This window comes from Achromobacter sp. ACM04 (assembly GCF_014851465.1).
GTDB lineage: Bacteria > Pseudomonadota > Gammaproteobacteria > Burkholderiales > Burkholderiaceae_B > Achromobacter > Achromobacter aegrifaciens.
In genome coordinates, this window is sequence record NZ_JACUZS010000002.1 from 246,411 (window position 1) to 271,568 (window position 25,158).

Here is a 25,158-nt window from a genome sequence, read left to right on the forward strand (position 1 = left end):
AGTTGAATTTTTTGGCGAGGCCAGACTATATTCAACCTCATGGTTGAATCTATTCCCTCCCCCGTCCTCGATGCCGTCTTTCGCGCGCTGGCCGACCCCACGCGCCGCGACATGCTGCGCAGCCTGGCCGGTGGCGAGCAGACCATCGGCGAACTGGCGGCGCCCCACAGCATGAGTTTCGCGGGCGCCTCCAAGCATGTGCAGGCCCTGGAACGCGCCGGTCTGGTGCGGCGCTCCATCCGCGGCCGCACGCACGTATGCAGCCTCAATCCCGAACCCATGGCCGAGGCCATGCAGTGGCTGCGCTTCTATGAGCAATTCTGGTCGGGCAAGCTGGGCGCGCTGGAAGCCGCGCTCGCCGCCAGCCGGTCCCCGGCCGCGTCTTCTGGAGAACCACATGAGTGATCACGGCGTCGTTCTGGACCCCACCTCCATCCGCTTCACGCGGATACTGCCCGCCAGCGTCGACGAGGTCTGGGCTTTTCTCACCGAATCCGAAAAACGCGGGCGCTGGCTGGCATCCGGCGACATGGAACTGCGCGAAGGCGGCGGCGTGACGCTGCGCTTCGTGCATGCGGACCTGTCCTCGGTGGCCGAACCGGTGCCTGACGCCTACAAGCCGTACGAAGGCGGCGTCACCACGCAAGGCGTCATCACCCGCTGCGAACCGCCGCATTTGCTGGCTTTCACCTGGGGCGGCTCCCCCGGCCATCCTTCCGAGGTCACCTTCGAGCTGTCGCCTCAGGGCGAGGAAACGCGCCTGGTGCTGACCCACCGCAAGCTGTCCTCGCGTGACGGCATGGTGGACGTGGCTGGCGGCTGGCATGTGCACCTGGGCGTGCTCGAAGCCCGCCTGGCCGGCCGTGCCCCCGGTCCGTTCTGGTCCGTGCTTAACCGGGTGGAAGCCGAATACCGTGAACGGATCCCGGCTCGCTAGAGTCGTTGAACAGCAACTATCGCAGCGCGGCTACAGATAAATACTGGCTAAATATTGCGCTTTGCAGTACCATAAGTCCGTGATTTTTCCGCAAAAACCGGGCTTCGGTCACTCTGCGTGCCAACCTGTACCGCCTGCGGGCAATGCTCCGGGGCAACCCAGGACGTGCCTGATTTTTCCGGAAAAACCCCTCCGCCACCGGGCGCGCCTCCACCTCCATAGTTGCGCGGCCTGGCAGCACAAGCTCCACCCCGCTTCTTCCGGCGATTTGCGCAAAACGCGCCGCCGCGACCAAGCCGCGCACCGCGCGCACACTGCCCACGCGGCGCGAGTATCCGTCATTTCAGACATCCGCTTCGGATGCCGTGGCCCTTACCCGCGCTTGCCCGGACGTTTTACGTTCAAACCGCTGGACCCGCCCGTTCGGGTCCGACGCGCTTGCCGCCTCGCGCGGCGCGCCATGCCGTCGGTATGGCTGCGCGTTTTGATAGGAGAAAAGAATGGCTAAAGAAGAACTCATCGAACTGGACGGCATCGTTGACGAAGTGCTGCCCGATAGCCGCTACCGTGTGAAGCTGGACAACGGCATCGAAGTCGGCGCCTACGCCTCCGGCCGCATCCGCAAGCACCGCATCCGCATCCTGGCCGGCGACCGCGTCACCCTGGAAATGTCGCCGTATGACCTGACCAAGGGCCGCATCAACTTCCGCCACAAGGACGAGCGCGGTCCCGCGCCGCAGCGTCCCCAGCAATTCCGCCGCTAAGCCAGGGCGACAGGGCCGGCCCTGCGCCGGCTCCCTTTTTCGCGCCAGCCTTAAACCTGGGCCGCGCGATGCCGTAATGCGTGGAGCGCCCGTTCATGAAAGAATGGCGCCCTCTGCCCGGCGCGACGCCCGGCAGGATGAGCATGAAGCAAGATGGACCTGACACAAGATCTGCAAGCCGCCGCTGACCAGCTTGCCCTGGCGCGAAGAAAATTCGTCAAGGGCGAGGAAGGCCTGCGCCTGCTGCATCAGTCGCGCGAGGCCTTCATCAACAGCCTGCGCAATACCGGCCTGACCTACGCCGAGGCCAAGACCAAGTACGACAACTGCCTGGACGAGCAGGAAGCCGAGCAGCTCGAAGTGCGGCAGCAGATGGACTATGCCGAGCGCGTGCATCAGCACGTGCTGCAACTGATCGCGCAGCAGGCCGCAACGGCCTGAGGGCGCGGGTCCGCGCCCCCATCCCGGGACAGGATCAGGGCTTGAACGCCCCGATGAAGATGGCCGGATCGACGCGCGCGTCGTTCAGGCTGACGTTCCAGTGCAGGTGCGGGCCAGTGGCGCGGCCGGTGGCGCCCACCTTGCCCACCAATCCGCCGCGCGGCACTTCGTCGCCGACCTTCACGTCGATCGCCGACATGTGGCAGAACATGCTGACGAAGCCCTGGCCATGGTCCAGGAACACCGTCTTGCCATTGAAGAAGTAATCCCCCACCAGCACGACCACGCCAGCGGCCGGCGCCTTGATCGGCGTGCCCGAGGGCACGGCGAAATCCAGGCCCGAATGCGGATTGCGCTCTTCGCCATTGAAGAAGCGGCGCAGGCCGAAGGGACTGGACAGGCGGCCGCCGTTCACCGGGCGATCCAGCAGCAGGTTGCTGGGCGTGATGCCAGCGCGGTAGGCGCGGTTGGCGGCGGCCTGCTCGGCCTGCTCGCGTTCGATGCGCTTCATGTCGTCCGGATCCGGATTGACCTGGCGCGGATTCTTCAGCGTGATGTGCTGGGCCTTGTATTCCTTGGCGCCGACCTTGAAGGACACTGAACGCTTGCCTTGCGCGTCCTTGATATCCACCTGCTGCTCGCCCGGCTTCACGCTGAGCGGGATGCCGACCACGGCGATCCACTGCTTGCCCTCTTCACGCACGACCAGCACGCGCCGGCCCAGGAAGCTGACCTCGGGCGCGCGTTCGGCATTGCCCAGGCCCAGGACGGCGACGCCGCCAGGCACGGGAACGTTGAGCTTGCGGCTGATGAAACCGCTCTGCTGCTGCGCGCGGGCCGGCAGGCCCAGGCAGAGGGCGGCCGCGGCCAGGCCCAGCCGCAGGACGTCGCGACGATGCTGCATGGCGTTCACAGGCACAGGTTGGCGGGCTCGATGATGCTTTGGTCGCGGCGGGCGATGCGCGTGGACAGGCGCGCTTCGGTCTTGCCCTTCCAGTGCGTGGTCGTCAGCACGGCTTCGACACCCAGGCTGTCCTCCTGGATCAATTCAAAGCCGTTGCGCACCGCCTTCTGCTGGAAATTGATGCCCAGGTTCTTCCAGGATTCGGCGACGCAGGCCGTATAGTCCTCGGGCGTACGTTGGGTGGAACCGTAGAAGACCGGATCGCGGTCGCGCACGTCTTTGACGTTGGCGCAGGCCGACAAGGCTGCCAGGACAGTAAGGGACAAAGCGGTGCGGACCTTCATGGCGATGGAACTCTCGAGCGGTTGGAGGTGGATGGGGCGGCCAATATAACGCAGCGCCAGGTCAAGCCTGCGGCGCGCGCCGGGCCGATTTGGGACGGAAGGCCGCAATGACTTCCGGCCGGGTTTCGGCGTATGGGCCGCCGATAAGATCGATGCAATAGGGAATGGCGGCGAAAATCCCCGGCACCAGCACGGCGCCGTCCTCGCCCTTCAGTCCTTCCAGCGTTTCGCGGATGGATTTCGGCTGGCCGGGCAGGTTCACGATCAGGGCGGCGTGCGCGGGCGTTTCCCGGATGACCGCCACCTGGCGCGACAGGATGGCCGTGGGCACGAAGCGCAGGCTGATCTGGCGCATCTGTTCGCCGAAGCCGGGCATTTCCTTGGTGCCGACGGCGAGCGTGGCCTCGGGCGTGACGTCGCGGCGCGCCGGACCGGTGCCGCCGGTGGTCAGGACCAGGTCGCAGCCGCAGCCGTCCACCAGTTCGATCAGCGTCTGGGAAATGCGTGCGGGTTCGTCGGGGATCAGGCGGTCCACCGCCTGCCAGGGCGAGGCCAGGGCGCCGCCCAGCCATTCGCGCAGCGCGGGCAGCCCCAGGTCCTGATAGGTGCCGCTGGAGGCGCGATCGGAAATGGACACCAGGCCCACGATCAGTTCGTCGGGATGCTTGCGGGCGATACGGGTAGTGGCGGTCATGGGCTGCGCAATCTTGGTAAGAAACTGTCGGGCGGCGCGGATGCGGCCGTGGGCGAGGTCAATCATGGAAATCCAGAAGAGGCCCGCCAGAGCGATGCTATCGCATTCCTTCCCTGCGGGAATCGCGTCAGCAGGCAGCGCGCCGGCGGCGGCCCCTGTCGCAAAAAGGCGAATCGGCTTTGGCCCCGCTTTCCCGCGCTTGTTCCGGACATGTCCGCTCGATAACATCCGCTAACAAACCTATCCCAATAAAGAGGGCCCCGAGCGGCATTGGTTCCCCATGTTCAAACGCACATTACGGCAGCATGCGCTGGCGGCGGCGCTGGCCCTGGCCGCGGCGGCGGCCGCCGGATGGGGCGCCCTGCACTCCCTGGCGCTGAAGACGGAACCCGTGCCGGCGGCCGCTCCGGGCATCTACATCCCCAACCTGGGCAATACGCTGGAGGAACAGACGCGCAACCTGTCCCGCATGAGCCAGGCCTTGCGCACGGGCGACAGGCTGGTGATCCTGGGTTCGTCGGAGTTGACCAGCAACGACCTGCGCTTCGTGCCGTACCGCTACCTGGCCGACGAATTGCAGATGCCGGTGCTGGCCTATGGCCATTCGGGATTCCAGTCTCTGGGCATGCAGCTGGTGCTGGCGGCGATGGCCGAGGACCTGTCGCCGGCCTCGCGCGTGGTGGTGATGCTGTCGCCGGGCTGGTTCGACGGCGACGGCGGGCTGGGTCCGGACGAATTCAAGGAACACGCCAATCCGCTGCTGCCCCGCCTGCTGCGGCAGCCCGAGGGCCGGGCGGAGGTGGTCCGCTGGCTGCAGGCCAAGGGCGACGCGGGCGTCGCCTGGTCCATGGCGGCCGAGCAGGCCTACGTCTTCCGCCAGCGGCTGGTCAACCTGTGGGCGCCCGTCCACGCAGCGCCTGCCCCCGAGCGCGAACGCGAGGGGCCGCCCGCGGCCGCCCGGGTGGTGGACTGGGAGGCGCTGGCTGCCGAAGCCCAGGGCGCAGAACAGGCCCTGATGGGCGGCAACCGCTACGCCGTGCGCGATGAATTCTTCAATAAATACCTGCGCAGCATTCCCGAGGGCGGCAAGACCGCCTATCTGCCCCAGCCGCTGACCGGCCGGGACGAGCTGCGCGAACTGGACGCGCTGATGGCGCTGCTGCGGCAGCGCGGCGTCAATGCCCTGTTCGTCATGCAGCCGCTGCATCCGCTGGTGTTCAAGGACCTGGACCGCTTCGGGCCGGTGCAGCGGGAAGTCGCGGCGCTGTGCCAGCGCTATGCCATGCGCTGCATGGACATGTACAGCGCCCCCTTCGAGGTGGGGATGCTGCGGGACGTACAGCACCTGGGGGAACTGGGCTGGCTGCGCGTGAACCAGAAGATCGCTGAAGTGTTCTACCCATGAAGGATGGCCGGCAATGAAACGAACCCTGTGGCTGTGCCTGCTCTACCTGGGCGTCCTGGCGGTGATGGTGATCCAGGCGGATACCTCGGCGAACCTGGGCAAACCGATGGAAATCGAGTTCCAGTATTCGAAATTCTGACCCCGGGCGGGGTCGGCTGGCCGCACTTGGTAGCCGCAAGCAACCAGTGACAGGTCACAAATCTGCAATAATCGGCTCCTCTCGCCGGAACCTCCCCCGCCTCCATGTTCGACCTCTTCCACGGCCTAGACCTCTGGGTCGGCCTCAGCCTTGCGCTGGCCCTGACATTCGTCCTGGCCTTCGAATTCATCAACGGATTCCATGACACGGCGAACGCCGTGGCCACGGTCATCTACACCAAGGCCATGCCGCCGCATCTGGCAGTGGTGCTTTCCGGCATATTCAACTTCCTGGGCGTGCTGCTGGGCGGGGTGGGCGTGGCCTATGCCATCGTGCACCTGCTGCCGGTGGAGCTGCTGATCAACGTGGACACGGGCCGCGGGCTGGCCATGGTGTTCGCCATGCTGGCCGCGGCCATCGCCTGGAACCTGGGCACTTGGTACTTCGGCATTCCGGCGTCCAGCTCGCACACGCTGATCGGCTCGATCCTGGGCGTGGGCCTGGCCAACGCGCTGATCACCGACCTGCCGCTGGCGGACGGCGTCAACTGGGGCAAGGCCATCGACATCGGCCTGTCGCTGGTGGTATCGCCTGTGGCCGGCTTCCTGGTGGCGGGCGGCCTGCTGCTGGCGCTCAAGCGCTGGCTGCCGCTGTCCAAGATGCACAAGACGCCGGAACAGCGCCGCGCCATCGACAATAAAAAGCATCCGCCCTTCTGGAACCGCCTGGTGCTGGTGCTGTCCGCCATGGGCGTGAGCTTCGTGCACGGCTCCAACGACGGACAGAAAGGGATTGGCCTGATCATGCTGGTGCTGATCGGCATCGTGCCCGCCAACTTCGTGCTGGACACCAACAGCACCACCTACCAGATCGAGCGCACCCGCGACGCCGCCAACCACCTGAACGTGTTCTACCAGCGCAATGAAGCCATGCTGGGCGAATACCTGGCGCTCAAGCGCGTGGACGCGACCACCGAACTGCCGCGCAACTTCCGCTGCGACCCCGAACTGACCATGCCTACCATCGCCGCGCTGCAGGCCGATCTGCACGGCGTGTCCAACTACGCCGACCTGTCGGCCGAGAAGCGCATCTCCGTGCGCCGCTACCTGCTCTGCCTGGACGACACGGCCAAGAAGGTCGCGCGCATCGAAGGGCTGCCGGCCCGCGAACGCGCCGACCTGCAACGCCTGCGCGCCGACCTGACAGCTACCACCGAATACGCCCCCTTCTGGGTGATCGTGGCAGTCGCCCTGGCGCTGGGCGCGGGCACCATGGTCGGCTGGCGCCGCGTGGTGCTGACGGTGGGCGAGAAGATCGGCAAGCAGGGCATGACCTATGCGCAGGGCATGTCCGCACAAGTCACCGCCATGGGCGCCATCGGCATCGCCAACGTCTTCAGCCTGCCTGTTTCCACCACCCACGTGCTGTCCTCGGGCGTGGCCGGGACCATGATCGCCAACAAGAGCGGCCTGCAAGGCAGCACCGTACGCAACATCCTGATGGCCTGGGTGCTGACCCTGCCCGCCTCGATGCTGCTGGCCGCCGGCCTGTTCTGGATCGGCGTGCAGATCGCCGGCTGATGATTCGCGGCCGTGCAGGCAATCTGCACGGCCGATGCAACACTCTGGCTATCCCGCCAGGCTTCCTGCCAGCCGTGCCCGCGTCTACCATGGCGCCATGGCTACCTCGAATCCCACCCTCCATTACATTTTCGACCCGCTCTGCGGCTGGTGCTATGGCGCCGCGCCGCTGGTGGAGGCGGCTCGAGCCGTCTCCGGGCTGGACATCGCGCTGCATGGCGGCGGCATGATGACGGGCGGCAACCGCCAGCCGGTCACCGACAGACTGCGCCGCTACGTCATGCCGCATGACGAGCGCATCGCCGGCCTGACCGGCCAGCCCTTCGGCGAAGACTATTTCAACGGCCTGTTGCGCGATGAGGGCGCGGTGTTCGATTCCGAGCCGCCCACCACTGCCATCCTGGCCGCGCAGACGCTGGCCGGTCGCGGCCTCGACCTGCTCAAGCGCATCCAGCGCGCCCACTACGTACAGGGGCTGCGCATCGCCGACCCGGCCGTACTGGCCTCCCTGGCGGCCGACATCGGCCTGGACCCGGCAGCCTTCCGCGCGGCCTATGACGCAGCCCAGGGCGCCGAAACCGCCACGCACATCGCCGCCAGTCGCAGGCTGCTGGCGCAGGTCGGCGGCAGCGGTTTTCCCACCCTGGCACTGGAGCGCGATGGCGTCTACGAGATGCTGGAGCCCAGCCGCTACCTGGGCCGTCCGCAAGAATGGCAGGCGGACCTCGGCGCGCGCATCGGCCGCGCTTGAAGGCGGGCGCCCCGCGTCAGGCTTCCTCGATGTCCCCGTCGCGCTGCAAGGCGCGGTGCATGGCCGGACGGTCGCCCAGCCGCTCCGCGTAGGCGGTGAACACAGGGGTCTCGGGCAGAACCTTCACCTGCATCATGTATTGCAGGGTGCCGCCCAGCACGATGTCCGCGGCCGAGAACTTGTCGCCCAGGAAGAACGGCCGCGCCTGCAAGACCCGGGTCAGCACCTGCTCGACCTCCTCGGCCGAACCCCAGCCCAGCGCGCCGCCCGGATGCGGCGTCTTGAAGGCGCGCTCGGCCATGGCCGGTTCGAACACGCCGGTGGAATAGGCCAGCCAGGTCAGGTAGGGCCCGCGCAGCGGGTCGCCCACCACCGGACCCAGCCCCGCTTGGGGGAACAGGTCGGTCAGGTAAAGGGCGATTGCCGGCGTCTCGAACACGGGCACGCCGTCGTGCACCAGGGCCGGCACCTTGCGATGCGGGTGGATGTCGATGTAGTCCGAGGGCATGTGGCCCGCGCTGTCGGTGCCGCGGATGGACACCATTTCGGTGTCGTAAGGCACGCCTAGTTCCTCGAGCAGCCAAAGTATCCGGAACGAGCGCGAACGCGGCGCATGATAAAGCGTAAGCATGGTCGGTCTCCGTGGAAGTCCGACCATTTTGCCCCGCGGGTCTTACGCCGCCAAGGCCAGCAACACCCCGTATCCCGCCATGCCCAGCAGCACCGCGACGCCGGCATTGCTGACCAGGCGGGCCGCCACCGCGGTCACGACCAGGCCGCCTGCGTAGGGGCCGAGGTTCGCCGTCTGGTCGCCGGCGGCCAGCAGGTCGGGCACGATCACCGCCGCGGCGATCCCAGCCAGCAGCGACGGCCCCAGGGCGGCCAGCGCCGAGCCTTCGCGCGACAGGTGGCGCAGCAGGCGGCTGCGCTCGGACAGCATGAAGGGCAAGGCGCGCGTCAGATAGGTGATGGCCGCCATGGCGATCACCGCGCCCCAGAAACCCAGTCCGTCGGTGTTCATGCGGGCCTCCTCATTCGATACGCCACGCAGCCGATGATCGCGCCGGCCAGGATGGCCAGGCTGGTATGGCCCAGCGCGGCCACGGCCCCGGCTCCGGCCACCGCCGCAACGATGGGCAGGCCCATGCCGCGCTTCGCGCTCTGGCACACCAGGGCCATGAACAGCGCCGGCAGCGCAAAGCGCATCACCTGTGACAGCATGGGGTAGTGGCGCTCCAGGCCGTCTCCCGCATAGACGCCGACGGCCGTGCCGGCGATCCAGGTCAGCCAAGCGCCCAGCCCCAGCGCGATCATCCAGCGCTGGCGGCCCGCGGGCTCCACGGTCTGCAAACGATTGAAAGCCGTGGCGAAGACTTCATCGGTGAGCAGGAAGGCGACCTTCAGGCGCTCATTCAGTCCCGCCGGCAGGAACCGCGACAACAGCGGGCCGTACAGCAGATGGCGGGCGTTGAGCAGCGAGCACAGCGCCACCACCCACAGCCACGGGGTGCCGGCCTTGATGGAAGCGAGCAGCAGGAACTGGCTGGCGCCGGCATAGACCAGCACGGAAATCAGCACCACCTGCAGCGGAGACAGGCCCGCGGCCACGCCCGCGATGCCGAAGGTCACGGCCACCGGGAAGTAGCCGATCATGACGGGCAGGCAGGATTTCAGGCCGTCGATGCGGGCGCTGCCCGCCAGAGCGGGCGCATGGGCTGGAGGGGTCTGCAAGGTGTTCCGCTGGTCTCTTCAACAACCAGCTAGTTTACCCACCCGCGCACAGCCTACTTGTCCTCCAGGCCCAGCGCGCGCAGCTGCGCCTTCAGGCGACGGACTTCCTGGCTCAGGTCCAGGATCAGCGCCGCAGCGTCCAGGCCGGCGCCGTAATCCCGCACCAGGCGGCGGGCGTCCAGCGCGCGTTGCAGGTCGGCGCTGTAGAAGCGCCATTCGGCGGGCCTGGGACCGCTGGCATTGACGATGCCGACCTCGACCAGCCTGACGACCCATTCGACTTCCTCGCCGCAGGCGCGGGCCAGGTCGTCGGCGGAAAGCGGCCGGGACTTGCCCACGACCGTGGCGGTGGTGACGACTATTTTTTTCATGGTCATACCCCCAGGTGGCGCCGCGGATTGAAGGGCAGGTCCTGCTGCAGCTTGCGGTAGGCCTCCTTGGCCGCTTCGCTATCGGCGGGCGGCAACACCAGGTCCAGCACCAGGTAGAGGTCTCCGGGCGGATCGCCCGGAATGCCGCGGCCGCGCAGGCGCAGCTTGCGGCCGTTGGCGGACCCCGCGGGGATCGACACTTCGACCGTGCCGCCCGGCGTGGGCGCATGCACGCTGGCGCCGAGTGCCGCTTCCCACGGCGCCACCGGCAGCGTCATGTAGAGGTCGCGGCCGTCGGCGCGGTAGCGCGGATGCGGCTTGAAGCGGACTTCCAGATAGAGATCGCCGTTCTCGCCGCCGCCGTAGCCGGGCATGCCCTGCCCGGCCAGCCGGATGTACTGGCCTTCGCGCACGCCGGCGGGGATGCGCACGCTGAGCGTGCGGGTCTGCATGTGGGGGCGGCCCTGCTCGTCCATCTGCATGGAACGCAGGCTGATGTCGCGCGTGGCGCCCTTGAGCGCGTCTTCGAGGTCCACCTCGATCGCGGCGTGGTGGTCCTCGCCGCGCGCGCGGAATTCCTGTTGCTGCTGCGCCCCGCCGCGCCGGTTGCGGCCGCCGAACAGCGAAGAGAAGAACTCGCTGAACTGGGCCTCGTCGCCGGGCGCGGCGCCGCGGTGGAACTCGAAGCCTTCGTCCCAGCCGGGCGGCGGCTGGAAACTGCCCTCGGGCGAGACGCCTGCGGCCAGATTGTCGTAGGCCTGGCGCTTTTCCTTGTCGCGCAGTACGTCATAGGCTTCGTTGACGTCGCGCATGCGCGTTTCGGCGTCGCTTTCCTTGCTGACGTCGGGATGGTATTTGCGGGCGAGCTTGCGGTAGGCGCGCCGGATGTCGTCTTCGGAGGCGTCCCGCTCCACGCCCAGCATGCTGTAGTAGTCCTTGAACTCCATGTGCAGCCCTTGGCAAAGCGTTGCGGCCGCTTCCGGTTGCGCCGGGTCCGGCCTGGGATATCAAGAAGATAGGGGTTATGGGGCGATTTTTCAATGCGCCTTGTCAGGCGTCGGGCATCGCGCATAATGTCCGGTTGGCGCCCGGATGCGCCAGCCCCGACCACGACAGGCCCACAGGAACAGATCGTGCTGGAAATCATCGACGCAGACTTCAACAATCCCGAACACGGCCGCCAGGTGCTGGCCATGCTGAACGAGTACGCCAGCGGCCCCATGGGGGGCAACGCTCCCCTGCCCGCCTACGCACAGCAGAACCTGATCGCCGAACTGGCCCGCCGCCCGACAGCGCGGGCGCTGCTGGCCCGCATCGACGGCGAAGCCGCCGGCGTCGCGGTCTATCTCGAAGGCTTCTCCACCTTCGCCTGTCGCCCGCTGCTCAATCTGCACGACCTGGGCGTCGCGGAAAAATTCCAGGGCCGCGGCGTGGGCAAGGCCCTGCTGTCGGCGCTGGAAGAGCGGGCGCGTGACCTGGGCTGCTGCAAGATCACCCTGGAAGTGCTGGAAGGCAACGCGGTCGCCCAGGGGCTGTACCGCAAGCTCGGTTTCGAAGGCTATGCCCTGGACGAAACCACCGGCCGCGCGATGTTCTGGCACAAGAAACTGCCCGCGCTGGCGTAGTCTCCATTCTTTGGCGGACGCCATTGCGTCCGCGTCACAACGCAGGAATCACCATGAAGATGAGCAACATCCCCTTCGGCACCACCGACTGGTCCGAGGTCGAGCGCACCGAACACGCTGGCGAGACCGGCATGGCCTATTGGCGCACCCGGCAGTTCGGCGACCTGCGCGTGCGCATGGTCGAGTACACGGCCGGCTACCTGGCCGACCACTGGTGCAGCAAGGGCCACATCCTGTTCTGTCTGGAAGGCGAACTGCACACCGAGCTGGAAGACGGCCGGCAATTCGTGCTGACGCCGGGCATGAGCTACCAGGTCGCCGACCAGGCCGAACCGCACCGCTCATCCACCGCGACCGGCGCCAAGCTCTTCATCGTCGACTGAAGCCCCCCGGCGCGACAGCCCGGCCGCAGATGCGTTACGCTTTGACGTATCCGCGGCCCGCCGCCGCGGCACATGCCGTTACCCGTCAAACCGGAGACTAGATTTTGGGCGCCCCGCTTACGCTATTCGTCGATTCCCTGTTCCTCAGCCCCTACGCCATGTCGGCCTATGTGGCGCTGACTGAAAAACAGCTGCCGTTCGAGGTGCGCCCCATCGATCTGGAAGCGGGCGAGCAGCGCATGCAGCCCTACCAAAGCCGCGCGCTGACCTCGCGGGTGCCGGCCTTGACCCACGCGGATTTCAGCCTGACCGAATCCAGCGCCATCACCGAATACCTGGAAGACGCCTTCCCCGCCCCCGAGCACCCGGCGCTGTATCCGCGCGACCTGCGCCAGCGCGCCCGCGCCCGCCAACTGCAGGCCTGGCTGCGCAGCGACCTGGGAGCGCTGCGTCAGGAACGCCCCACGGAAACCGTGTTCTACGGCGCCGCCGGCCTGCCGTTGTCGGACGCCGCCCATGCCGCCGCGGCCAAGCTCATCCACGTGGGCGCCCATCTGCTGGGCGCGGACCGGACCTCGCTGTTCGATGAATGGTGCATCGCCGATACTGACCTCGCGGTCATGATCAAGCGCTTGTTCCAGGACGACCTGCCCGACGCCCTGCGCGCCTACGCCGACGCCCAGTGGCAGCGCCCCTCCGTCCAGAAATGGCTGGAGCACAACGCCGCCGCGCGCGCCTGAACCGCCCGGGAGCCGCGATGCAACTGCTGGATCACGTCTCCATCACCGTTTCCCGCCTGGACGCCGCCCGCCCTTTCTATGACGCCGTCATGCAGGCCTTGGGCGCGGCCAAGGTCTATGACCGCCCCGACGCGCTAGGCTACGGCGAGCGCTGCCGGGCAGGCAGCAGCCAGCACAGCTATCTCTCCGTGTTCGCCGATGACGCAGCCGCCCCCGCGGCGCGCCGGCACTGGTGCTTCAAGGCGCCCAGCCGCGCCGCGGTCGACGCTTTCCATGCCGCCGGCATGGCCCACGGCGGGCGCGACGACGGCGCCCCGGGCTTGCGCGAGCACTACCACCCGCAGTATTACGCGGCCTTCCTGCTGGACCCTTCCGGCAACCGCATCGAAGCGGTGTGCCACGACCCTGACTGAACCGCTGCCCGGCTGACCAGTCCTAAAGGGGACGGATATATCGGCCACTGCTTGACCTGCATCAAGACGCTTGATGTTGCACCGCAACATCAGTTGCGGTGTAATGGGGAGGTCAACTCGGCCGGTTCCACTCTGAATCGGCGCGGCGGCCCGCCGCCGCAAGCAACCTACAGGAGATCGCCATGGCCGGATCTGGCAACGATCGCGTACCCGCCCCGCCCTTCAACCCCTGGACTGCCGCCTACGAATACGCGGTGGACGCCTGGCAGCGCGGCGTGCTGTACGCCGATGTGATGCGCCAGCGAGGCAACCAGTACCACGAGCACATGGCCAAGCGCGCGCCCAACGTGCTGAGCATGGAGTCCGAACTGGTCATGGACGGCCGCTGTCTGCCGCGCCCCGTCAATTACGGCCTGCTGCGCATCAAGCCGCCGGAAGGCGTGGAAACCGACCCCATCAAACGGCCCTTCCTGGTGGTCGATCCGCGCGCCGGGCACGGCCCCGGCATCGGCGGCTTCAAGCCTGAAAGCGAGATCGGCGTGGCGCTGCGCGCCGGCCACCCCTGCTACTTCGCCACCTTCCTGCCGCAGCCCATGCCGACCCAGACCGTCGAGGACGTGATGATGGCCGAGGCGCGCTTCCTGGAAGAGATCATCGCGCTGCACCCCAACGCCGAAGGCAAGCCGGTGGTGGTCGCCAATTGCCAGGCCGGCTGGCAGATCATGATGACCGCCGCGGTCCGTCCCGAACTGTTCGGCCCCATCATCGTGGCGGGCGCGCCGCTGTCCTACTGGGCAGGCTGGCGCGGCATGAATCCCATGCGCTATGCCGGCGGCCTGCTGGGCGGCAGCTGGCTCACCGCCCTGACCAGCGACCTGGGCGACGGCAAGTTCGATGGCGCCTGGCTGGTGCAGAACTTCGAGAACCTGAATCCAGCCAACACCCTGTGGTCCAAGCAGTACAACCTGTACTCCAACGTCGACACCGAGGCCAAGCGCTACCTCAGCTTCGAAAAATGGTGGGGCGGCCACGTCTTCCTGAACGGCCCGGAAATCCAGTACATCGTCGACAACCTGTTCGTCGGCAACCGCCTGGCCACCGCCGGCCTGGTGACCTCGGACGGCATCCGCATCGACCTGCGCAACATCCGCTCGCCCATCGTGGTGTTCTGCTCCAAGGGCGACAACATCACGCCCCCGCCGCAGGCGCTGGGCTGGATCCCCGATCTGTACCAGGACGAATCCGAAGTGCTGGCGCACGGCCAGACCATCGTCTATGCGGTGCACGAAAGCATCGGCCATCTGGGCATCTTCGTGTCCGGCAGCGTGGCGCGCAAGGAGCACCAGGAATTCACGTCCAACATCGACATGATCGACGTGCTGCCGCCGGGCATCTACCAGGCGGAGATCGCAGACAAGACGCCCGACACGCCGAACGCCGACCTGGCCTATGGCAACTACGTGCTGTCGTTCGAGCAGCGCACGCTGGATGACGTGCGCGCCATCGTCGAGCGCAACGAAGAGGACGACCGCCGCTTCGCCGCCGTCGCCCGCATTTCCGACATCAACCTGGGCATGTACCGCAGCTTCGTGCAACCCTGGCTGCGCGCCCTGGTGACGCCGCAATCGGCGGAATGGTCGCAGCGCCTGCATCCGCTGCGCCTGCCCTATGAACTGATCTCCGACCGCAATCCGGCCATCGCGCCGATTGCCCAAGTCGCCGAACAGGTGCGCGAACACCGCCAGCCGGTGTCGGCCGACAACCCCTTCCTGATGGCCCAGGAAATGTTCTCGAACCTGATCGAGACCAGCCTGAACATCTGGCAGGAACTGCGCGATTCCGCCGACGAACGCACCTTCATGGGCGTTTACGGTTCGCCGCTGGTGCAGGACCTGGCCGGCCTGGGCGCGCGCTCCGGCCCGCCGCGCAAGCATCCGGGCGTGTCGCCCGAGCACCGCCGCTTCATGGAAGAGCGCGCCGCCGAGTTGCGTTCGCTGATGCTGGAAGGCGGCCTGCGCGTGGCCGCGATCCGCATGCTGCTGTATGTGTCGGGCGCCGAAGGCGGCCTGGACGAACGCAGCTACGCGCTGATCCGCAAGATGCGCGCCGAATCGGACACCGCGCTGTCGTTGCAGGAATTCAAGGACATCATCCGCGACCAGGCGTTGATGATGACCCTGGACGCCGCCGGCGCCATCCAGGCCATACCGCACCTGCTGGACAACGCGCCCGCCGCCGCAATCCGCGAAACGCTGGACACCATGAAGCATGTGCTGGAAGCCGCCGAGCCCCTGAGCGAGGCCGCCCGCATCAGCCTGGACGAGATGGAACGCATCTTCGAGTACGCCGAGCGCCGTGCGCAGAAGCGTGAGGAGGCTCAACAGCCGGCGCCCAGGAAAGCGGCGACCGTTGCGCGCAAATCGGTGCGCGCTGCGGCGACCAGGCCCGAAGCGGCCTCGGCCGCGGCCGAGCCTGCCGTCCCGGTGCGCGCCAAGAAGCGTAGCGCCTCCGCCAAACCCGCCGCGCGTCCCGCGCGCAAATCCGCCAAGGCGAAATCCGCATGACGCTGCCTCCCACCTCCCACTACGACAGGCTCATCGCGCGCGCGCAGACGCTGGCGCCGGCGCATTGCGCCATCGCCCACCCCTGCGACGAACCCTCGCTGTCGGCCGCGCTCGAAGCCCGCGACCTGGGCCTGCTCAAGCCCATCCTGGTGGGCCCCGAGCAGAAGATCCGCGCCGTCGCTGCCGAGCACAAGTTCGACCTGGGCGATGCGCGCATCGTCGACGCGCCGCACAGCCACGCGGCAGCCGAATGCGCGGTCGCCCTGGTGCGCAGCGGCGAAGCCGAACTGCTGATGAAGGGCAGCCTGCACACGGACGAACTCATGCACGAAGTGGTGGCGCGCAACACCGGGCTGCGCAGCAGCCGGCGCATCAGCCACGCCTTCATCATGGAAGTGCCGACCTACGCCGAACCGCTCTTCATCACCGATGCGGCGATCAACATCTTTCCGGACCTGGAAACCAAGGCCGACATCATCCGCAACGTGATCGACCTGCACCACGGCCTGGGCCTGGGCGAGCCGCGCGTGGCGATCCTGTCGGCGGTCGAACAGGTCAACCCCAGCATCCCCAGCACCATCGAAGCCGCGGCGCTGTGCAAGATGGCCGACCGCGGCCAGATCGAGGGCGGCCTGCTGGACGGCCCGCTGGCGCTGGACAACGCCATCAGCCCCGACGCCGCGCGCATCAAGGGCATACGCTCGCCGGTGGCCGGCGTGGCCCAGGTGCTGGTGGTGCCCGACCTGGAAGCCGGCAACATGCTGGCCAAGAACCTGACCTTCCTGGCCAATGCCGAGGCAGCCGGCATCGTGCTGGGCGCGCGCGTGCCCATCATCCTGACCAGCCGCGCCGACAGCCCACGCTCGCGCCTCGCGTCCTGCGCGGTAGCCGCCATCTACGCCCACCACCTGGCCCAGCAACAGGCCCGCCCGCTCGCTTGAAGCGCCCCTCGGAATCCGGAATCACAGCGCCATGACCGACACCATCCTCGTCATCAACGCCGGCAGTTCCAGCATCAAGTTCTACCTGTACGACATCGACGGGGCGCAGGAGCTGGCCCCGCGCCTGGGCGGCCAGCTCGAAGGCATAGGCACCTCGCACCCGAAGCTGAAGGTGCGCGACGCCGCCGGCCAGACCCTGGTCGAACGCGAAATCGCGCCCAGCCACGCGCCCGACGTGCCCAACGGCCAGGAAGTCGTCGGCACCTGGCTCAGCGGCCACCTGGGCGGCGCCCCGCTGGCGGTAGGCCACCGCGTGGTGCACGGCGGCCCCGAGCTGTCCGAGCCGGTACTGATCGACGACGCCATCCTGGCCAAGCTCGACACCTTCACGCCGCTGGCGCCGCTGCACCAGCCGAACAACCTGGCGCCCATCCGCGTGATCCGCGAGCGCCGGCCCTGGATTCCGCAGGTCGCCTGTTTCGACACCGCGTTCCACCGCAGCCACTCCGACGTGGCCGACCGCTACGCGCTGCCGGAACGGCTATACCAGGAAGGCGTGCGCCGCTACGGCTTCCATGGCCTGTCCTACGAGTACATCGCGCAGCGCCTGAAGAAAGCGCTGCCGGACATCGCCGACGGCAAGATCATTGCAGCCCATCTGGGCTCGGGCGTTTCCGCCTGCGCCATGCATCACGGCAAGAGCGTGGACAGCACCATGGGCTTCACCGCGCTGGAAGGCCTGCCCATGGGCACCCGCCCCGGCCGCCTGGATCCGGGCGTGGTGCTGTGGATGATGGAACGCGGCATGACCCATGACGAGATCGAGCACCTGCTCTATCACGACTGCGGCATGAAGGGCCTGTCCGGCATCAGCAACGACATGCGCGAACTGCTGGCCAGCGACGCGCCCTCGGCCAAGCTGGCGCTGCAGTACTTCGCCTGGCGCGTGGCCGAAGGCATGATAGGCCTGGCCTGCGCCATGAACGGCGTGGACGGCATCGTCTTCACCGCCGGCGTGGGCGAGAATTCCGCCGAGATCCGCCAGGCCATCAGCGAGCACTGGGGCTGGCTGGGCATCAAGCTGGACCCCGAACGCAACGCCCGCCATGGCCCCCGCATCTCGGCCGACGACAGCCGCATCGGCGTCTACGTGGTGCGCACCAACGAAGAACTGATCATCGCCCAGCACACGCTGGAACTGGTGAGGCAGCGATGAGCGCGCTGCTGCCGCTGGCGGGCAAGCGCGGCCTGGTGACGGGCATCGCGAATGCGGATTCGATCGCCTGGGGCTGCGCCAAGGCCTTCCACGCCCTGGGCGCGGAGCTGGCCGTGACCTACCTGAACGACAAGGCCCTGCGCCATGTGGAGCCACTGGCCCGCCAGGTGGAGGCGCCGCTGCTCTTGCCGCTGGACCTGATGCGCGAGGGCCAGCTCGAAGCCGTGTTCGACAGCGTCGCCGCCGAATGGGGCCAGCTGGATTTCGTGCTGCATTCCATCGCCTTCGCCCCGCGCGACGACCTGCATGGCCGCGTGACCGACTGCTCGCGCGAGGGCTTTTTGCAGGCCATGGATGTGTCCTGCTGGTCCTTCATCCGCATGGCCAAGCTGGCCGAGCCGCTGATGCGCAACGGCGGCGCGTTGTTCTGCATGAGCTACTACGGGTCGCAGATGGTGGTCGAGCACTACAACATGATGGGGCCGGTAAAGGCCGCGCTGGAGTCCGCCACCCGCTACCTGGCGGCGGAACTGGGCCCGCAGGGCATACGCGTGCACGCGATATCACCAGGGCCGCTGAAGACGCGCGCCGCCTCGGGCATCGCCGAATTCGATACGCTGCTGGACCGCGCCCAGTCCAAGGCTCCCGCGCGCAGCCTGGTGTCCATCGACGACGTGGGCGAAGCCACCGCCTGGCTCGCGACCGACGCCGCCCGCCGCATGACGGGGCAGACGATATACATCGACGGCGGCTACCACATCATCGATTAAGCCAAGGCGCCCAGCCGGGGCGCCTTAGCCCAGCGCCGCGGGCGGTGCCTGGCGCCAGCGTTCGATCGCTTCCACGGCCTGCTCGGGGCTGCCGAAGATCTTGTCGCGGCCGATCTTCTTGACCAGGCCGGAGCGTTCCAGCGCGGTGCGGAACTGGCCGTGTCCGCCCGCCACCAGCAGCGTGATGCCGCGCTCGTCCAGCACATGCTTCAGTTCATACAGCGCCTCGACCGCGTCGGCATCAGCCTGGGTCATGGCTTCGGCGTCCAGCACGAACCAGCGCACGTCGCCTGCCTGCTCGATGACCTCGCGCGCACGCCGGCGGAAGGCGTCGGCGTTGAAGAACCACACCGAAGACTCGAACAGCCAGATCACCGTGCCCGGTACCGGCTGGGCCTCGGGATTCAGGTGCAGCTTGCCCAACACCGTTTCGCCGGGCAAACGGCCCAACAAGGCGTCGCGCGGATTGCCCGACACGTACATCGCATACAGCAGCGTGGCGCCCACCGACACGGCCACGCCCTGCAACACGCCAAAGCCCACCACGCCCACCGCGGCAAGGATGCCGAACGCCAGCTCGATGCGCGAGATGCGCGCCAGGCGCATGAAGGCGTGCCCATCGAACAAGCTGATGGCGGCCAGCAGCAGGATGGCCGACAGCACGGCCTGCGGCAGCCAGAACAGCGGCCCGCTCAAAAGGCTCACCACCACCGCCAGCGCCAGCGCCGCGGTGACGCTGACCAGCGGCGAAGAACCACCAGCCACCAGTCCCACCGCCGTGCGCGAGTCCGCGCCCGTCACCACGAAGCCCTGGAACAGGCCCGCCGCCATATTGGCCGCGCCAAAGCCCACCAGCTCGCGGTTGGGATCCACGTGTTCGCCCGTGCGTGCGGCGAAGCTGCGCGCCGTCACGATGCCGCTGGAGAAGCTCACCACCAGCACACCCGCCGCGCCCAGCAGGATGCCGTCCACGCCCTCCAGGCGCACCGGCAGGCTCAGGGCCGGCAAGCCGGCAGGCACTTCTCCCACGACGGCGATGCCCAGGCCGGGGAAGTTGAACAGCCAGGACAGCACGCAGGCCAGCACCACCAGCAGGATGGGGCCGGGCCAGTTCGGCCGCCAGCGCTTGACCGCCACCAGCAAGGCGCAGGACGTCAGGCCCAGGATCAGGGTGGGAATCTGGATTTCCGGCAGGCGCCGCGACAGCTCCAGGAACGGATGCACCAGTCCGCTGTTGCGCAGGCCCACGCCAGTCAGGCCGCTCAACTGCGACAACGCCAGCGTGATCGCCACGCCCGCCATGTAACCGATCAGCACCGGCCGCGACAGCAGGTTGGCCAGCACGCCCAGCCGCAGGGCGCGCGCGATCAGGCAGCCCACCCCCACCGTCAGGGCGATGCCGGTGGCGGCCACCAGCCGGTCTTCCGGCGTGGTCAGCGCCATGCCGGTCAGGGTGGCGGCAATCAGGGTGCAGGTGGCAGTATCGGGCCCGACGATCAAGGTGCGCGACGAGCCGAACAAGGCATAGCCCAGCATCCCGGCGATAGCCGCCCACAGGCCCGCCACCGGCGGCACGCCCATCATGGCGGCATAGGCCAGGCCCACCGGGAGCGCCACCGCCGCCACGCTCAGGCCGGCGGTGATGTCACGCCGCGCCGATTCCCGGGTGATGCCGCGGAAATTGTTGAGGCCGGGAATGAAGCGTAGGTTCATGGTGCTGCGGAGAAATCGGGGATGAAGCGAGCCCGGGGCGCGCCGGTTTGCGCCAAGGCTACACCAAGCCGGCCAAACCTGGGCAGCCTGGATCAAGGCGCCGGCATAAAAAAAGCCGCCCCATCGGGGCGGCTTCGGCCTTGCATGGCAAGACGTATTACTTGGCGTAGCGGGCTTCCAGCACGGCCACGGCAGGCAGGGTCTTGCCTTCCAGGAATTCCAGGAAAGCGCCGCCGCCGGTCGAGATATAGCCCACCTGCTCGCCGATGCCGTACTTGGCAATGGCGGCCAGGGTGTCGCCGCCGCCGGCGATCGAGAAGCCTTCCGATTCGGCGATCGCCCGCGCCACCACTTCGGTGCCGTTAGCGAACTGGTCGAATTCGAACACGCCGACCGGGCCGTTCCACACGATCGTGCCGGCCTGCGTCAGGATCTCGGCCAGTTGCGCCGCGGTCTTGGGACCGATGTCCAGGATCATGTCGTCGTCGGCTACGTCTTCGGCCGCCTTGACGGTGGCTTCGGCGTCGGCGCCAAAGGACTTGGCGCACACCACGTCCACCGGAATCGGCACGGCCGCGCCGCGCTGCTTCATGATGTCGATCACGGCGCGCGCCTGGTCGACCTGATCGGGTTCAGCCAGCGACTTGCCGATGGACAGGCCGGCAGCCAGCATGAAGGTGTTGGCGATGCCGCCGCCCACGACCAGCTGGTCGACCTTGTCGGCCAGCGATTGCAGGATCGACAGCTTGGTCGACACCTTGGAGCCGCCCACGATGGCGACCAGCGGACGCTTGGGCTCGTGCAACGCGCGGCCCAGGGCTTCCAGTTCGGCGGCCAGCAGCGGGCCGGCGCAGGCCACGGGTGCGAAACGCGCGATGCCGTGGGTGGTGGCTTCGGCGCGGTGGGCGGTGCCGAACGCATCGTTGACGTAGACGTCGCACAGCGCGGCCATCTTCTTGGACAGCGTTTCGTCGTCTTTCTTTTCGCCGACGTTGACGCGGCAGTTTTCCAGCAGCACGACCTGGCCGTGATCGACCTGGACGCCGTCGACCCAGTCGCGCACCAGCTGCACAGGCATGCCCAGCAGTTCGGACAGGCGCTGGCCGACCTTGGCCAGCGAATCGGCTTCGGTCAGCACGCCTTCCTTGGGACGGCCCAGGTGGGAGGTGACCATGACAGCGGCGCCGGCGTCCAGCGCCATGCGGATGCCGGGCACCGAGGCGCGGATGCGGGTGTCTTCGCTGATGCGGCCGGCGTCGTCGAACGGCACGTTGAGATCGGCGCGGATGAACACGCGCTTGCCGGACAGGGCGCCGGACTTGGCCAGCGCGGACAGAGTGTTGACCTTGGACATATTTGGATTCCTACGATGGGCGTACAAAGGGGACGAACCCATTTTCCGCATACGCGGAAAACAAATCCGTCCCCTCTATCTAGCCGTGTTGCTTACTTGGCCGACATCAGCGCGACGGTGGTGTCGAGCATGCGGTTCGAGAAGCCCCACTCGTTGTCGTACCAGGACGAGACCTTGACCAGACGGCCCGAAACCTTGGTCAGCGACGCGTCAACGGTGCTGGAGGCCGGGTTGTGGTTGTAGTCGACCGAAACCAGGGGCTCGGTGTTGTAGTCCAGGATGCCCTTGAGCTCGCCTTCCGAGGCGGCCTTCAGGATGCCGTTCACTTCTTCGGCGGTCGTGTCGCGGCTGGCCACGAACGACAGGTCGACCAGCGACACGTTGATGGTCGGGACGCGGATGGCGTAGCCGTCCAGCTTGCCGTTCAGTTCCGGCAGCACCAGGCCCACGGCGGCGGCAGCGCCGGTCTTCGTGGGGATCATGCTCATGGTGGCCGAACGCGCGCGGCGCAGGTCTTCGTGGTAGACGTCGGTCAGGACCTGGTCGTTGGTGTAGGCGTGGACGGTGGTCATCAGGCCGTTTTCCAGGCCCAGCTTGTCGTTCAGCGGCTTGACCAGCGGGGCCAGGCAGTTGGTGGTGCACGAAGCGTTGGAGATGACGGTGTCGGTGGCCTTCAGCACGCCGTGGTTCACGCCGTACACGATGGTGGCGTCAACGTCCTTGCCGCCGGGGGCCGAGATGATGACTTTCTTGGCGCCGCCCTTGATGTGCGCGCCGGCCTTTTCCTTGGTCGTGAAGAAGCCCGTGCACTCCAGCACCACGTCGACCTTCAGCTCGCCCCAGGGCAGCTCGGCCGGGTTGCGGTTGGCCAGCACGCGGATCTTGTCGCCGTTGACGACCATGAAGTCGCCGTCGACTTCGACGGTGCCCGGGAACTTGCCGTGGGCGGTGTCGTAGCGCGTCAGGTGCGCGTTGGTCTTGGGATCGCCCAGGTCATTGATGGCGACGATTTCGATATCGTGCTTCTTGCCACCTTCGTAGTGGGCACGCAGGATGTTGCGGCCGATGCGACCGTAACCGTTGATGGCGACGCGAATGGTCATGACTAAGCTCCTTTTTACAAAACTTGCTTGACGGTCTCGGCCACCTTGTCGGCGGTCAGCCCGAAGAACTTGAACAGTGCGCCGGCCGGCGCGGATTCACCGTAGCGGTCGATGCCGACGACGGCGCCTTCCAGGCCCACGTACTTGTGCCAGAAGGCGGTAACCCCGGCTTCGACGGCCACCCGCGGCAGGCCCTTGGGCAGCACGGATTGCTTCCAGGCGGCGTCCTGGCGGTCGAACACGTCGGTGCTGGGCATGGAGACCACGCGCACGGCGATGCCGTCCTTGGCCAGCTGCGCCTGCGCGTCCAGCGCGATGGCGACTTCCGAGCCGGTGGCGATGATGACTGCGCGGGCGCCTTCGGCATCGCGCAGCACATAGCCGCCGCGGGCGATGGCCTCGACGGTGGCGGCGTCGCGCTGCACGAACGGCAGGTTCTGGCGCGACAGCAACAGGGCCGTCGGGCCGCCGTCGTGCACGTCCATGCCGATGCTGGTCGGGCGCGTCACGGCCGCGTTCCAGGCCACGGCGGTTTCAGCCGTATCGCAAGGACGCCACAGCGACAGGTTGGGGATCAGTCGCAGGCTGGCTGCGTGCTCGATCGACTGGTGGGTCGGGCCGTCTTCGCCCAGGCCGATGGAGTCGTGGGTGAACACGTGGACCACGCGCTGCTTCATCAGCGCGGCCATGCGGATGGCGTTGCGCGAGTAGTCGGAGAACGTCAGGAACGTGCCGCCGAACGGCAGGTAGCCGCCGTGCAGGGCCACGCCGTTCATGATGGCGGCCATGCCGAATTCGCGCACGCCGTAGTTGATGTGGCGGCCGAACTGGATGCCCTTGTCGCCGGCGCGGACGGCGACAACGCCCTTCCAGTCGGTGAAGTTGGAACCGGTCAGGTCGGCCGAGCCGCCCAGCATTTCCGGCAGCAGCGGCGCCAGCGCGGTGATGGCGAACTGCGACGCCTTGCGGGTGGCGACGGTTTCGGCCTTTTCCAGCGTGGCGTCCAGGAACGCCTTGAACTGTTCGGCGTAGCCGGCGGGCATTTCGCCCTTCATGCGGCGCTTGAATTCAGCGGCTTCGGCGGGGAATTCGGTGGCGTAGGCGTCGAACGCCGACTGCCATTCAGCCTGGGCGGCGGCGCCCTGCTTGCGGCCATCCCAGCCGTCGTAGATGTCTTGCGGAATCTGGAACGGTTCCGACGACCAGCCCAGCGCGGCGCGGGTGGCGGCGATCTCGTCCTTGCCCAGCGGCGCGCCGTGCACGTTGTGCGTGCCGGCCATGTTGGGCGAACCCTTGCCGATGACGGTGCGGCAGACGATCAGCGTGGGTTTTTCCGATTGCGAACGCGCGGCCTTGATGGCGGCGTCCACGGCGGCGACGTCATGGCCGTCGATGCCGCGGATCACGTTCCAGCCGTAGCCTTCGAAGCGCTTGGCGGTGTCGTCGGCAAACCAGTGTTCCACGTGGCCGTCGATGGAAATGCCGTTGTCGTCATACAGCACGACCAGCTTGCCCAGCTTCAGCGTGCCAGCCAGCGAGCAGACTTCGTGCGAGATGCCTTCCATCAGGCAGCCGTCGCCGGTGAAGGCGTAGGTGTGGTGGTCGACGATGGTGTGGCCGGGCTTGTTGAATTCAGCAGCCAGCAGCGCTTCGGCCAGCGCCATGCCCACGGCATTGCCCAGGCCCTGGCCCAGCGGACCGGTGGTCGTTTCCACGCCCGGGGTGATGCCCACTTCGGGGTGGCCCGGCGTCTTGGAATGCAGCTGGCGGAAATTCTTCAGTTCTTCGATCGGCAGGTCGTAGCCGGTCAGGTGCAGCAAGGCGTAGATCAGCATCGAGCCGTGGCCGTTGGACAGCACGAAGCGGTCGCGGTTGGCCCAGGCGGGATCCTTGGGATTGTGACGCAGGTTGCCGGCCCACAGGGCTTGGGCGATTTCCGCCATGCCCATGGGAGCACCCGGGTGCCCGGAGTTCGCTTGTTGCACGGCGTCCATCGCGAGGGCGCGGATGGCATCCGCCAAGGCAAGTTTAGGGGCGGTCGGATTGCTCATTCGGAAGGCTCTTTGAAGCTGGCGGGCCTACGGTCAAAATAGGGGCCAGTTGAGTAGGTTGCGAAGCATGGGATTTTAGCATCCAGGGGTTTCCCCGACGCCATCGGCCATAAGGCGGCCCGTGCTAGGCTAGCTTTCTGAGGACAAGTGCCCCCACGCCGCGCCCGCTGCGCGGGCTAGCTGCCCCCCAAGGGGGCGTTTTTGCCTTGGGACGGCCCGGCGGC

Annotated in this window: 28 protein-coding genes; 16 read left to right on the plus strand and 12 right to left on the minus strand. The window is 67.4% G+C overall.

Annotation, left to right across the window (positions count from 1 at the left end; translation table 11 throughout):
• The first annotated feature begins 39 nt into the window (after positions 1-39).
• The 4 genes from IB259_RS11890 to IB259_RS11905 all read left to right on the plus strand — a co-directional run bounded on the left by IB259_RS11890 (position 40) and on the right by IB259_RS11905 (position 2,142).
• Positions 40-405, plus strand: coding sequence for a helix-turn-helix transcriptional regulator (locus tag IB259_RS11890; protein ID WP_054451512.1), 366 nt, complete (start codon positions 40-42; stop codon positions 403-405).
• The gene (locus tag IB259_RS11895; RefSeq protein ID WP_054451513.1) at positions 398-937 is read left to right on the plus strand and encodes an SRPBCC family protein; all 540 of its coding nucleotides are present in this window, start codon (positions 398-400) and stop codon (positions 935-937) included. The genes IB259_RS11890 and IB259_RS11895 overlap by 8 nt, the downstream gene beginning before the upstream one ends.
• A 500-nt stretch (positions 938-1,437) precedes the next feature.
• Positions 1,438-1,701, plus strand: a complete 264-nt coding sequence (gene infA / locus IB259_RS11900; RefSeq protein WP_013395703.1) for a translation initiation factor IF-1 — start codon at positions 1,438-1,440, stop codon at positions 1,699-1,701.
• A gap of 153 nt (positions 1,702-1,854) precedes the next feature.
• Positions 1,855-2,142: a hypothetical protein gene (locus tag IB259_RS11905; RefSeq protein WP_054451514.1), complete on the plus strand. Its 288-nt coding sequence runs from the start codon at positions 1,855-1,857 to the stop codon at positions 2,140-2,142.
• A 34-nt stretch (positions 2,143-2,176) separates the two neighbouring features.
• Here the strand turns inward: IB259_RS11905 and IB259_RS11910 are convergent, their stop codons facing one another.
• The 3 genes from IB259_RS11910 to mog all read right to left on the minus strand — a co-directional run bounded on the left by IB259_RS11910 (position 2,177) and on the right by mog (position 4,084).
• Complete coding sequence (locus tag IB259_RS11910) at positions 2,177-3,046, minus strand: peptidoglycan DD-metalloendopeptidase family protein (protein ID WP_054452221.1); 870 nt, start codon at positions 3,044-3,046, stop codon at positions 2,177-2,179.
• Between the two features lie 5 nt (positions 3,047-3,051).
• On the minus strand, positions 3,052-3,390 hold the full coding sequence (locus IB259_RS11915) for a hypothetical protein (RefSeq protein WP_054451515.1): 339 nt from the start codon (positions 3,388-3,390) through the stop codon (positions 3,052-3,054).
• Between the two features lie 61 nt (positions 3,391-3,451).
• The gene (gene mog, locus IB259_RS11920; RefSeq protein WP_119451068.1) at positions 3,452-4,084 is read right to left on the minus strand and encodes a molybdopterin adenylyltransferase; all 633 of its coding nucleotides are present in this window, start codon (positions 4,082-4,084) and stop codon (positions 3,452-3,454) included.
• A 280-nt stretch (positions 4,085-4,364) separates the two neighbouring features.
• Between mog and IB259_RS11925 the strand changes: the two genes are divergently transcribed.
• From IB259_RS11925 to IB259_RS11935, 4 genes are all read left to right on the plus strand, one after another.
• A complete protein-coding gene (locus IB259_RS11925) occupies positions 4,365-5,489 on the plus strand; it encodes a D-alanyl-lipoteichoic acid biosynthesis protein DltD (RefSeq protein WP_175181913.1) in 1,125 nt (374 codons plus the stop codon).
• Between the two features lie 13 nt (positions 5,490-5,502).
• On the plus strand, positions 5,503-5,628 hold the full coding sequence (locus IB259_RS31090; RefSeq protein ID WP_008162923.1) for a hypothetical protein: 126 nt from the start codon (positions 5,503-5,505) through the stop codon (positions 5,626-5,628).
• 104 nt (positions 5,629-5,732) lie between these two features.
• Positions 5,733-7,208 (plus strand): inorganic phosphate transporter, encoded by a 1,476-nt coding sequence (locus tag IB259_RS11930; RefSeq protein ID WP_054451517.1) that lies wholly within the window; start codon positions 5,733-5,735, stop codon positions 7,206-7,208.
• Positions 7,209-7,305: 97 nt separating this feature from the next.
• Positions 7,306-7,959 carry a DsbA family protein gene (locus tag IB259_RS11935; RefSeq protein ID WP_119451067.1) on the plus strand — a complete coding sequence of 218 codons (654 nt, stop codon included), beginning with the start codon at positions 7,306-7,308 and terminating at the stop codon, positions 7,957-7,959.
• Positions 7,960-7,975: 16 nt separating this feature from the next.
• Here IB259_RS11935 and IB259_RS11940 read toward each other — a convergent pair whose 3' ends face one another.
• From IB259_RS11940 to IB259_RS11960, 5 genes are read right to left on the minus strand one after another with little or no spacing between them, the layout of a single operon-like run.
• A complete protein-coding gene (locus tag IB259_RS11940; protein ID WP_054451518.1) occupies positions 7,976-8,590 on the minus strand; it encodes a glutathione S-transferase family protein in 615 nt (204 codons plus the stop codon).
• A 42-nt stretch (positions 8,591-8,632) separates the two neighbouring features.
• Positions 8,633-8,980 carry an AzlD domain-containing protein gene (locus tag IB259_RS11945; protein WP_119451055.1) on the minus strand — a complete coding sequence of 116 codons (348 nt, stop codon included), beginning with the start codon at positions 8,978-8,980 and terminating at the stop codon, positions 8,633-8,635.
• Positions 8,977-9,690: an AzlC family ABC transporter permease gene (locus IB259_RS11950; RefSeq protein ID WP_119451054.1), complete on the minus strand. Its 714-nt coding sequence runs from the start codon at positions 9,688-9,690 to the stop codon at positions 8,977-8,979. Before IB259_RS11950 ends, IB259_RS11945 begins: the two co-directional genes overlap by 4 nt.
• A 53-nt stretch (positions 9,691-9,743) precedes the next feature.
• Positions 9,744-10,061 carry a chaperone modulator CbpM gene (locus tag IB259_RS11955; RefSeq protein WP_054452227.1) on the minus strand — a complete coding sequence of 106 codons (318 nt, stop codon included), beginning with the start codon at positions 10,059-10,061 and terminating at the stop codon, positions 9,744-9,746.
• 2 nt (positions 10,062-10,063) lie between these two features.
• Complete coding sequence (locus IB259_RS11960) at positions 10,064-11,008, minus strand: DnaJ C-terminal domain-containing protein (protein WP_119451053.1); 945 nt, start codon at positions 11,006-11,008, stop codon at positions 10,064-10,066.
• A gap of 186 nt (positions 11,009-11,194) precedes the next feature.
• Between IB259_RS11960 and IB259_RS11965 the strand changes: the two genes are divergently transcribed.
• The 8 genes from IB259_RS11965 (at position 11,195) to fabI (ending at position 18,713) form a co-directional block, all read left to right on the plus strand.
• Positions 11,195-11,686 carry a GNAT family N-acetyltransferase gene (locus IB259_RS11965; RefSeq protein WP_119451052.1) on the plus strand — a complete coding sequence of 164 codons (492 nt, stop codon included), beginning with the start codon at positions 11,195-11,197 and terminating at the stop codon, positions 11,684-11,686.
• Positions 11,687-11,739: 53 nt separating this feature from the next.
• The gene (locus IB259_RS11970) at positions 11,740-12,069 is read left to right on the plus strand and encodes a DHCW motif cupin fold protein (RefSeq protein WP_054451523.1); all 330 of its coding nucleotides are present in this window, start codon (positions 11,740-11,742) and stop codon (positions 12,067-12,069) included.
• Between the two features lie 104 nt (positions 12,070-12,173).
• A complete protein-coding gene (gene yfcF, locus IB259_RS11975) occupies positions 12,174-12,809 on the plus strand; it encodes a glutathione transferase (RefSeq protein WP_054451524.1) in 636 nt (211 codons plus the stop codon).
• Between the two features lie 17 nt (positions 12,810-12,826).
• Positions 12,827-13,222 (plus strand): VOC family protein, encoded by a 396-nt coding sequence (locus IB259_RS11980; RefSeq protein WP_119451051.1) that lies wholly within the window; start codon positions 12,827-12,829, stop codon positions 13,220-13,222.
• 182 nt (positions 13,223-13,404) lie between these two features.
• Positions 13,405-15,786 (plus strand): DUF3141 domain-containing protein, encoded by a 2,382-nt coding sequence (locus tag IB259_RS11985; protein ID WP_192329108.1) that lies wholly within the window; start codon positions 13,405-13,407, stop codon positions 15,784-15,786.
• Complete coding sequence (locus IB259_RS11990) at positions 15,783-16,727, plus strand: phosphate acetyltransferase (RefSeq protein WP_192329109.1); 945 nt, start codon at positions 15,783-15,785, stop codon at positions 16,725-16,727. The genes IB259_RS11985 and IB259_RS11990 overlap by 4 nt, the downstream gene beginning before the upstream one ends.
• Before the next feature lie 31 nt (positions 16,728-16,758).
• Complete coding sequence (locus IB259_RS11995) at positions 16,759-17,943, plus strand: acetate/propionate family kinase (protein ID WP_054451528.1); 1,185 nt, start codon at positions 16,759-16,761, stop codon at positions 17,941-17,943.
• Positions 17,940-18,713: an enoyl-ACP reductase FabI gene (gene fabI / locus IB259_RS12000; RefSeq protein ID WP_175162113.1), complete on the plus strand. Its 774-nt coding sequence runs from the start codon at positions 17,940-17,942 to the stop codon at positions 18,711-18,713. The genes IB259_RS11995 and fabI overlap by 4 nt, the downstream gene beginning before the upstream one ends.
• 24 nt (positions 18,714-18,737) lie before the next feature.
• Here the strand turns inward: fabI and IB259_RS12005 are convergent, their stop codons facing one another.
• From IB259_RS12005 to tkt, 4 genes are all read right to left on the minus strand, one after another.
• Positions 18,738-20,426 (minus strand): SulP family inorganic anion transporter, encoded by a 1,689-nt coding sequence (locus IB259_RS12005; protein WP_082400760.1) that lies wholly within the window; start codon positions 20,424-20,426, stop codon positions 18,738-18,740.
• A gap of 157 nt (positions 20,427-20,583) precedes the next feature.
• Positions 20,584-21,780, minus strand: coding sequence for a phosphoglycerate kinase (locus IB259_RS12010; protein WP_192329110.1), 1,197 nt, complete (start codon positions 21,778-21,780; stop codon positions 20,584-20,586).
• Positions 21,781-21,872: 92 nt separating this feature from the next.
• Positions 21,873-22,883 carry a type I glyceraldehyde-3-phosphate dehydrogenase gene (gap, locus tag IB259_RS12015; RefSeq protein ID WP_013395726.1) on the minus strand — a complete coding sequence of 337 codons (1,011 nt, stop codon included), beginning with the start codon at positions 22,881-22,883 and terminating at the stop codon, positions 21,873-21,875.
• Positions 22,884-22,897: 14 nt separating this feature from the next.
• Positions 22,898-24,934: a transketolase gene (gene tkt / locus IB259_RS12020; protein ID WP_192329111.1), complete on the minus strand. Its 2,037-nt coding sequence runs from the start codon at positions 24,932-24,934 to the stop codon at positions 22,898-22,900.
• Between the last annotated feature and the right edge of the window lie 224 nt (positions 24,935-25,158).

Excerpts from the sequence above, each read along its gene's own strand:
- IB259_RS11890 (WP_054451512.1), top strand. The coding sequence starts at position 40 with ATGGTTGAATCTATTCCCTCCCCCGTCCTCGATGCCGTCTTTCGCGCG.
- IB259_RS11895 (WP_054451513.1), top strand. The coding sequence starts at position 398 with ATGAGTGATCACGGCGTCGTTCTGGACCCCACCTCCATCCGCTTCACG.
- infA (WP_013395703.1), top strand. The coding sequence starts at position 1,438 with ATGGCTAAAGAAGAACTCATCGAACTGGACGGCATCGTTGACGAAGTG.
- IB259_RS11905 (WP_054451514.1), top strand. The coding sequence starts at position 1,855 with ATGGACCTGACACAAGATCTGCAAGCCGCCGCTGACCAGCTTGCCCTG.
- IB259_RS11910 (WP_054452221.1), bottom strand. The coding sequence starts at position 3,046 with ATGCAGCATCGTCGCGACGTCCTGCGGCTGGGCCTGGCCGCGGCCGCC.
- IB259_RS11915 (WP_054451515.1), bottom strand. The coding sequence starts at position 3,390 with ATGAAGGTCCGCACCGCTTTGTCCCTTACTGTCCTGGCAGCCTTGTCG.
- mog (WP_119451068.1), bottom strand. The coding sequence starts at position 4,084 with ATGACCGCCACTACCCGTATCGCCCGCAAGCATCCCGACGAACTGATC.
- IB259_RS11925 (WP_175181913.1), top strand. The coding sequence starts at position 4,365 with ATGTTCAAACGCACATTACGGCAGCATGCGCTGGCGGCGGCGCTGGCC.
- IB259_RS31090 (WP_008162923.1), top strand. The coding sequence starts at position 5,503 with ATGAAACGAACCCTGTGGCTGTGCCTGCTCTACCTGGGCGTCCTGGCG.
- IB259_RS11930 (WP_054451517.1), top strand. The coding sequence starts at position 5,733 with ATGTTCGACCTCTTCCACGGCCTAGACCTCTGGGTCGGCCTCAGCCTT.
- IB259_RS11935 (WP_119451067.1), top strand. The coding sequence starts at position 7,306 with ATGGCTACCTCGAATCCCACCCTCCATTACATTTTCGACCCGCTCTGC.
- IB259_RS11940 (WP_054451518.1), bottom strand. The coding sequence starts at position 8,590 with ATGCTTACGCTTTATCATGCGCCGCGTTCGCGCTCGTTCCGGATACTT.
- IB259_RS11945 (WP_119451055.1), bottom strand. The coding sequence starts at position 8,980 with ATGAACACCGACGGACTGGGTTTCTGGGGCGCGGTGATCGCCATGGCG.
- IB259_RS11955 (WP_054452227.1), bottom strand. The coding sequence starts at position 10,061 with ATGAAAAAAATAGTCGTCACCACCGCCACGGTCGTGGGCAAGTCCCGG.
- IB259_RS11960 (WP_119451053.1), bottom strand. The coding sequence starts at position 11,008 with ATGGAGTTCAAGGACTACTACAGCATGCTGGGCGTGGAGCGGGACGCC.
- IB259_RS11970 (WP_054451523.1), top strand. The coding sequence starts at position 11,740 with ATGAAGATGAGCAACATCCCCTTCGGCACCACCGACTGGTCCGAGGTC.
- IB259_RS11980 (WP_119451051.1), top strand. The coding sequence starts at position 12,827 with ATGCAACTGCTGGATCACGTCTCCATCACCGTTTCCCGCCTGGACGCC.
- IB259_RS11985 (WP_192329108.1), top strand. The coding sequence starts at position 13,405 with ATGGCCGGATCTGGCAACGATCGCGTACCCGCCCCGCCCTTCAACCCC.
- IB259_RS11990 (WP_192329109.1), top strand. The coding sequence starts at position 15,783 with ATGACGCTGCCTCCCACCTCCCACTACGACAGGCTCATCGCGCGCGCG.
- IB259_RS11995 (WP_054451528.1), top strand. The coding sequence starts at position 16,759 with ATGACCGACACCATCCTCGTCATCAACGCCGGCAGTTCCAGCATCAAG.
- fabI (WP_175162113.1), top strand. The coding sequence starts at position 17,940 with ATGAGCGCGCTGCTGCCGCTGGCGGGCAAGCGCGGCCTGGTGACGGGC.
- IB259_RS12005 (WP_082400760.1), bottom strand. The coding sequence starts at position 20,426 with ATGAACCTACGCTTCATTCCCGGCCTCAACAATTTCCGCGGCATCACC.
- IB259_RS12010 (WP_192329110.1), bottom strand. The coding sequence starts at position 21,780 with ATGTCCAAGGTCAACACTCTGTCCGCGCTGGCCAAGTCCGGCGCCCTG.
- gap (WP_013395726.1), bottom strand. The coding sequence starts at position 22,883 with ATGACCATTCGCGTCGCCATCAACGGTTACGGTCGCATCGGCCGCAAC.
- tkt (WP_192329111.1), bottom strand. The coding sequence starts at position 24,934 with ATGAGCAATCCGACCGCCCCTAAACTTGCCTTGGCGGATGCCATCCGC.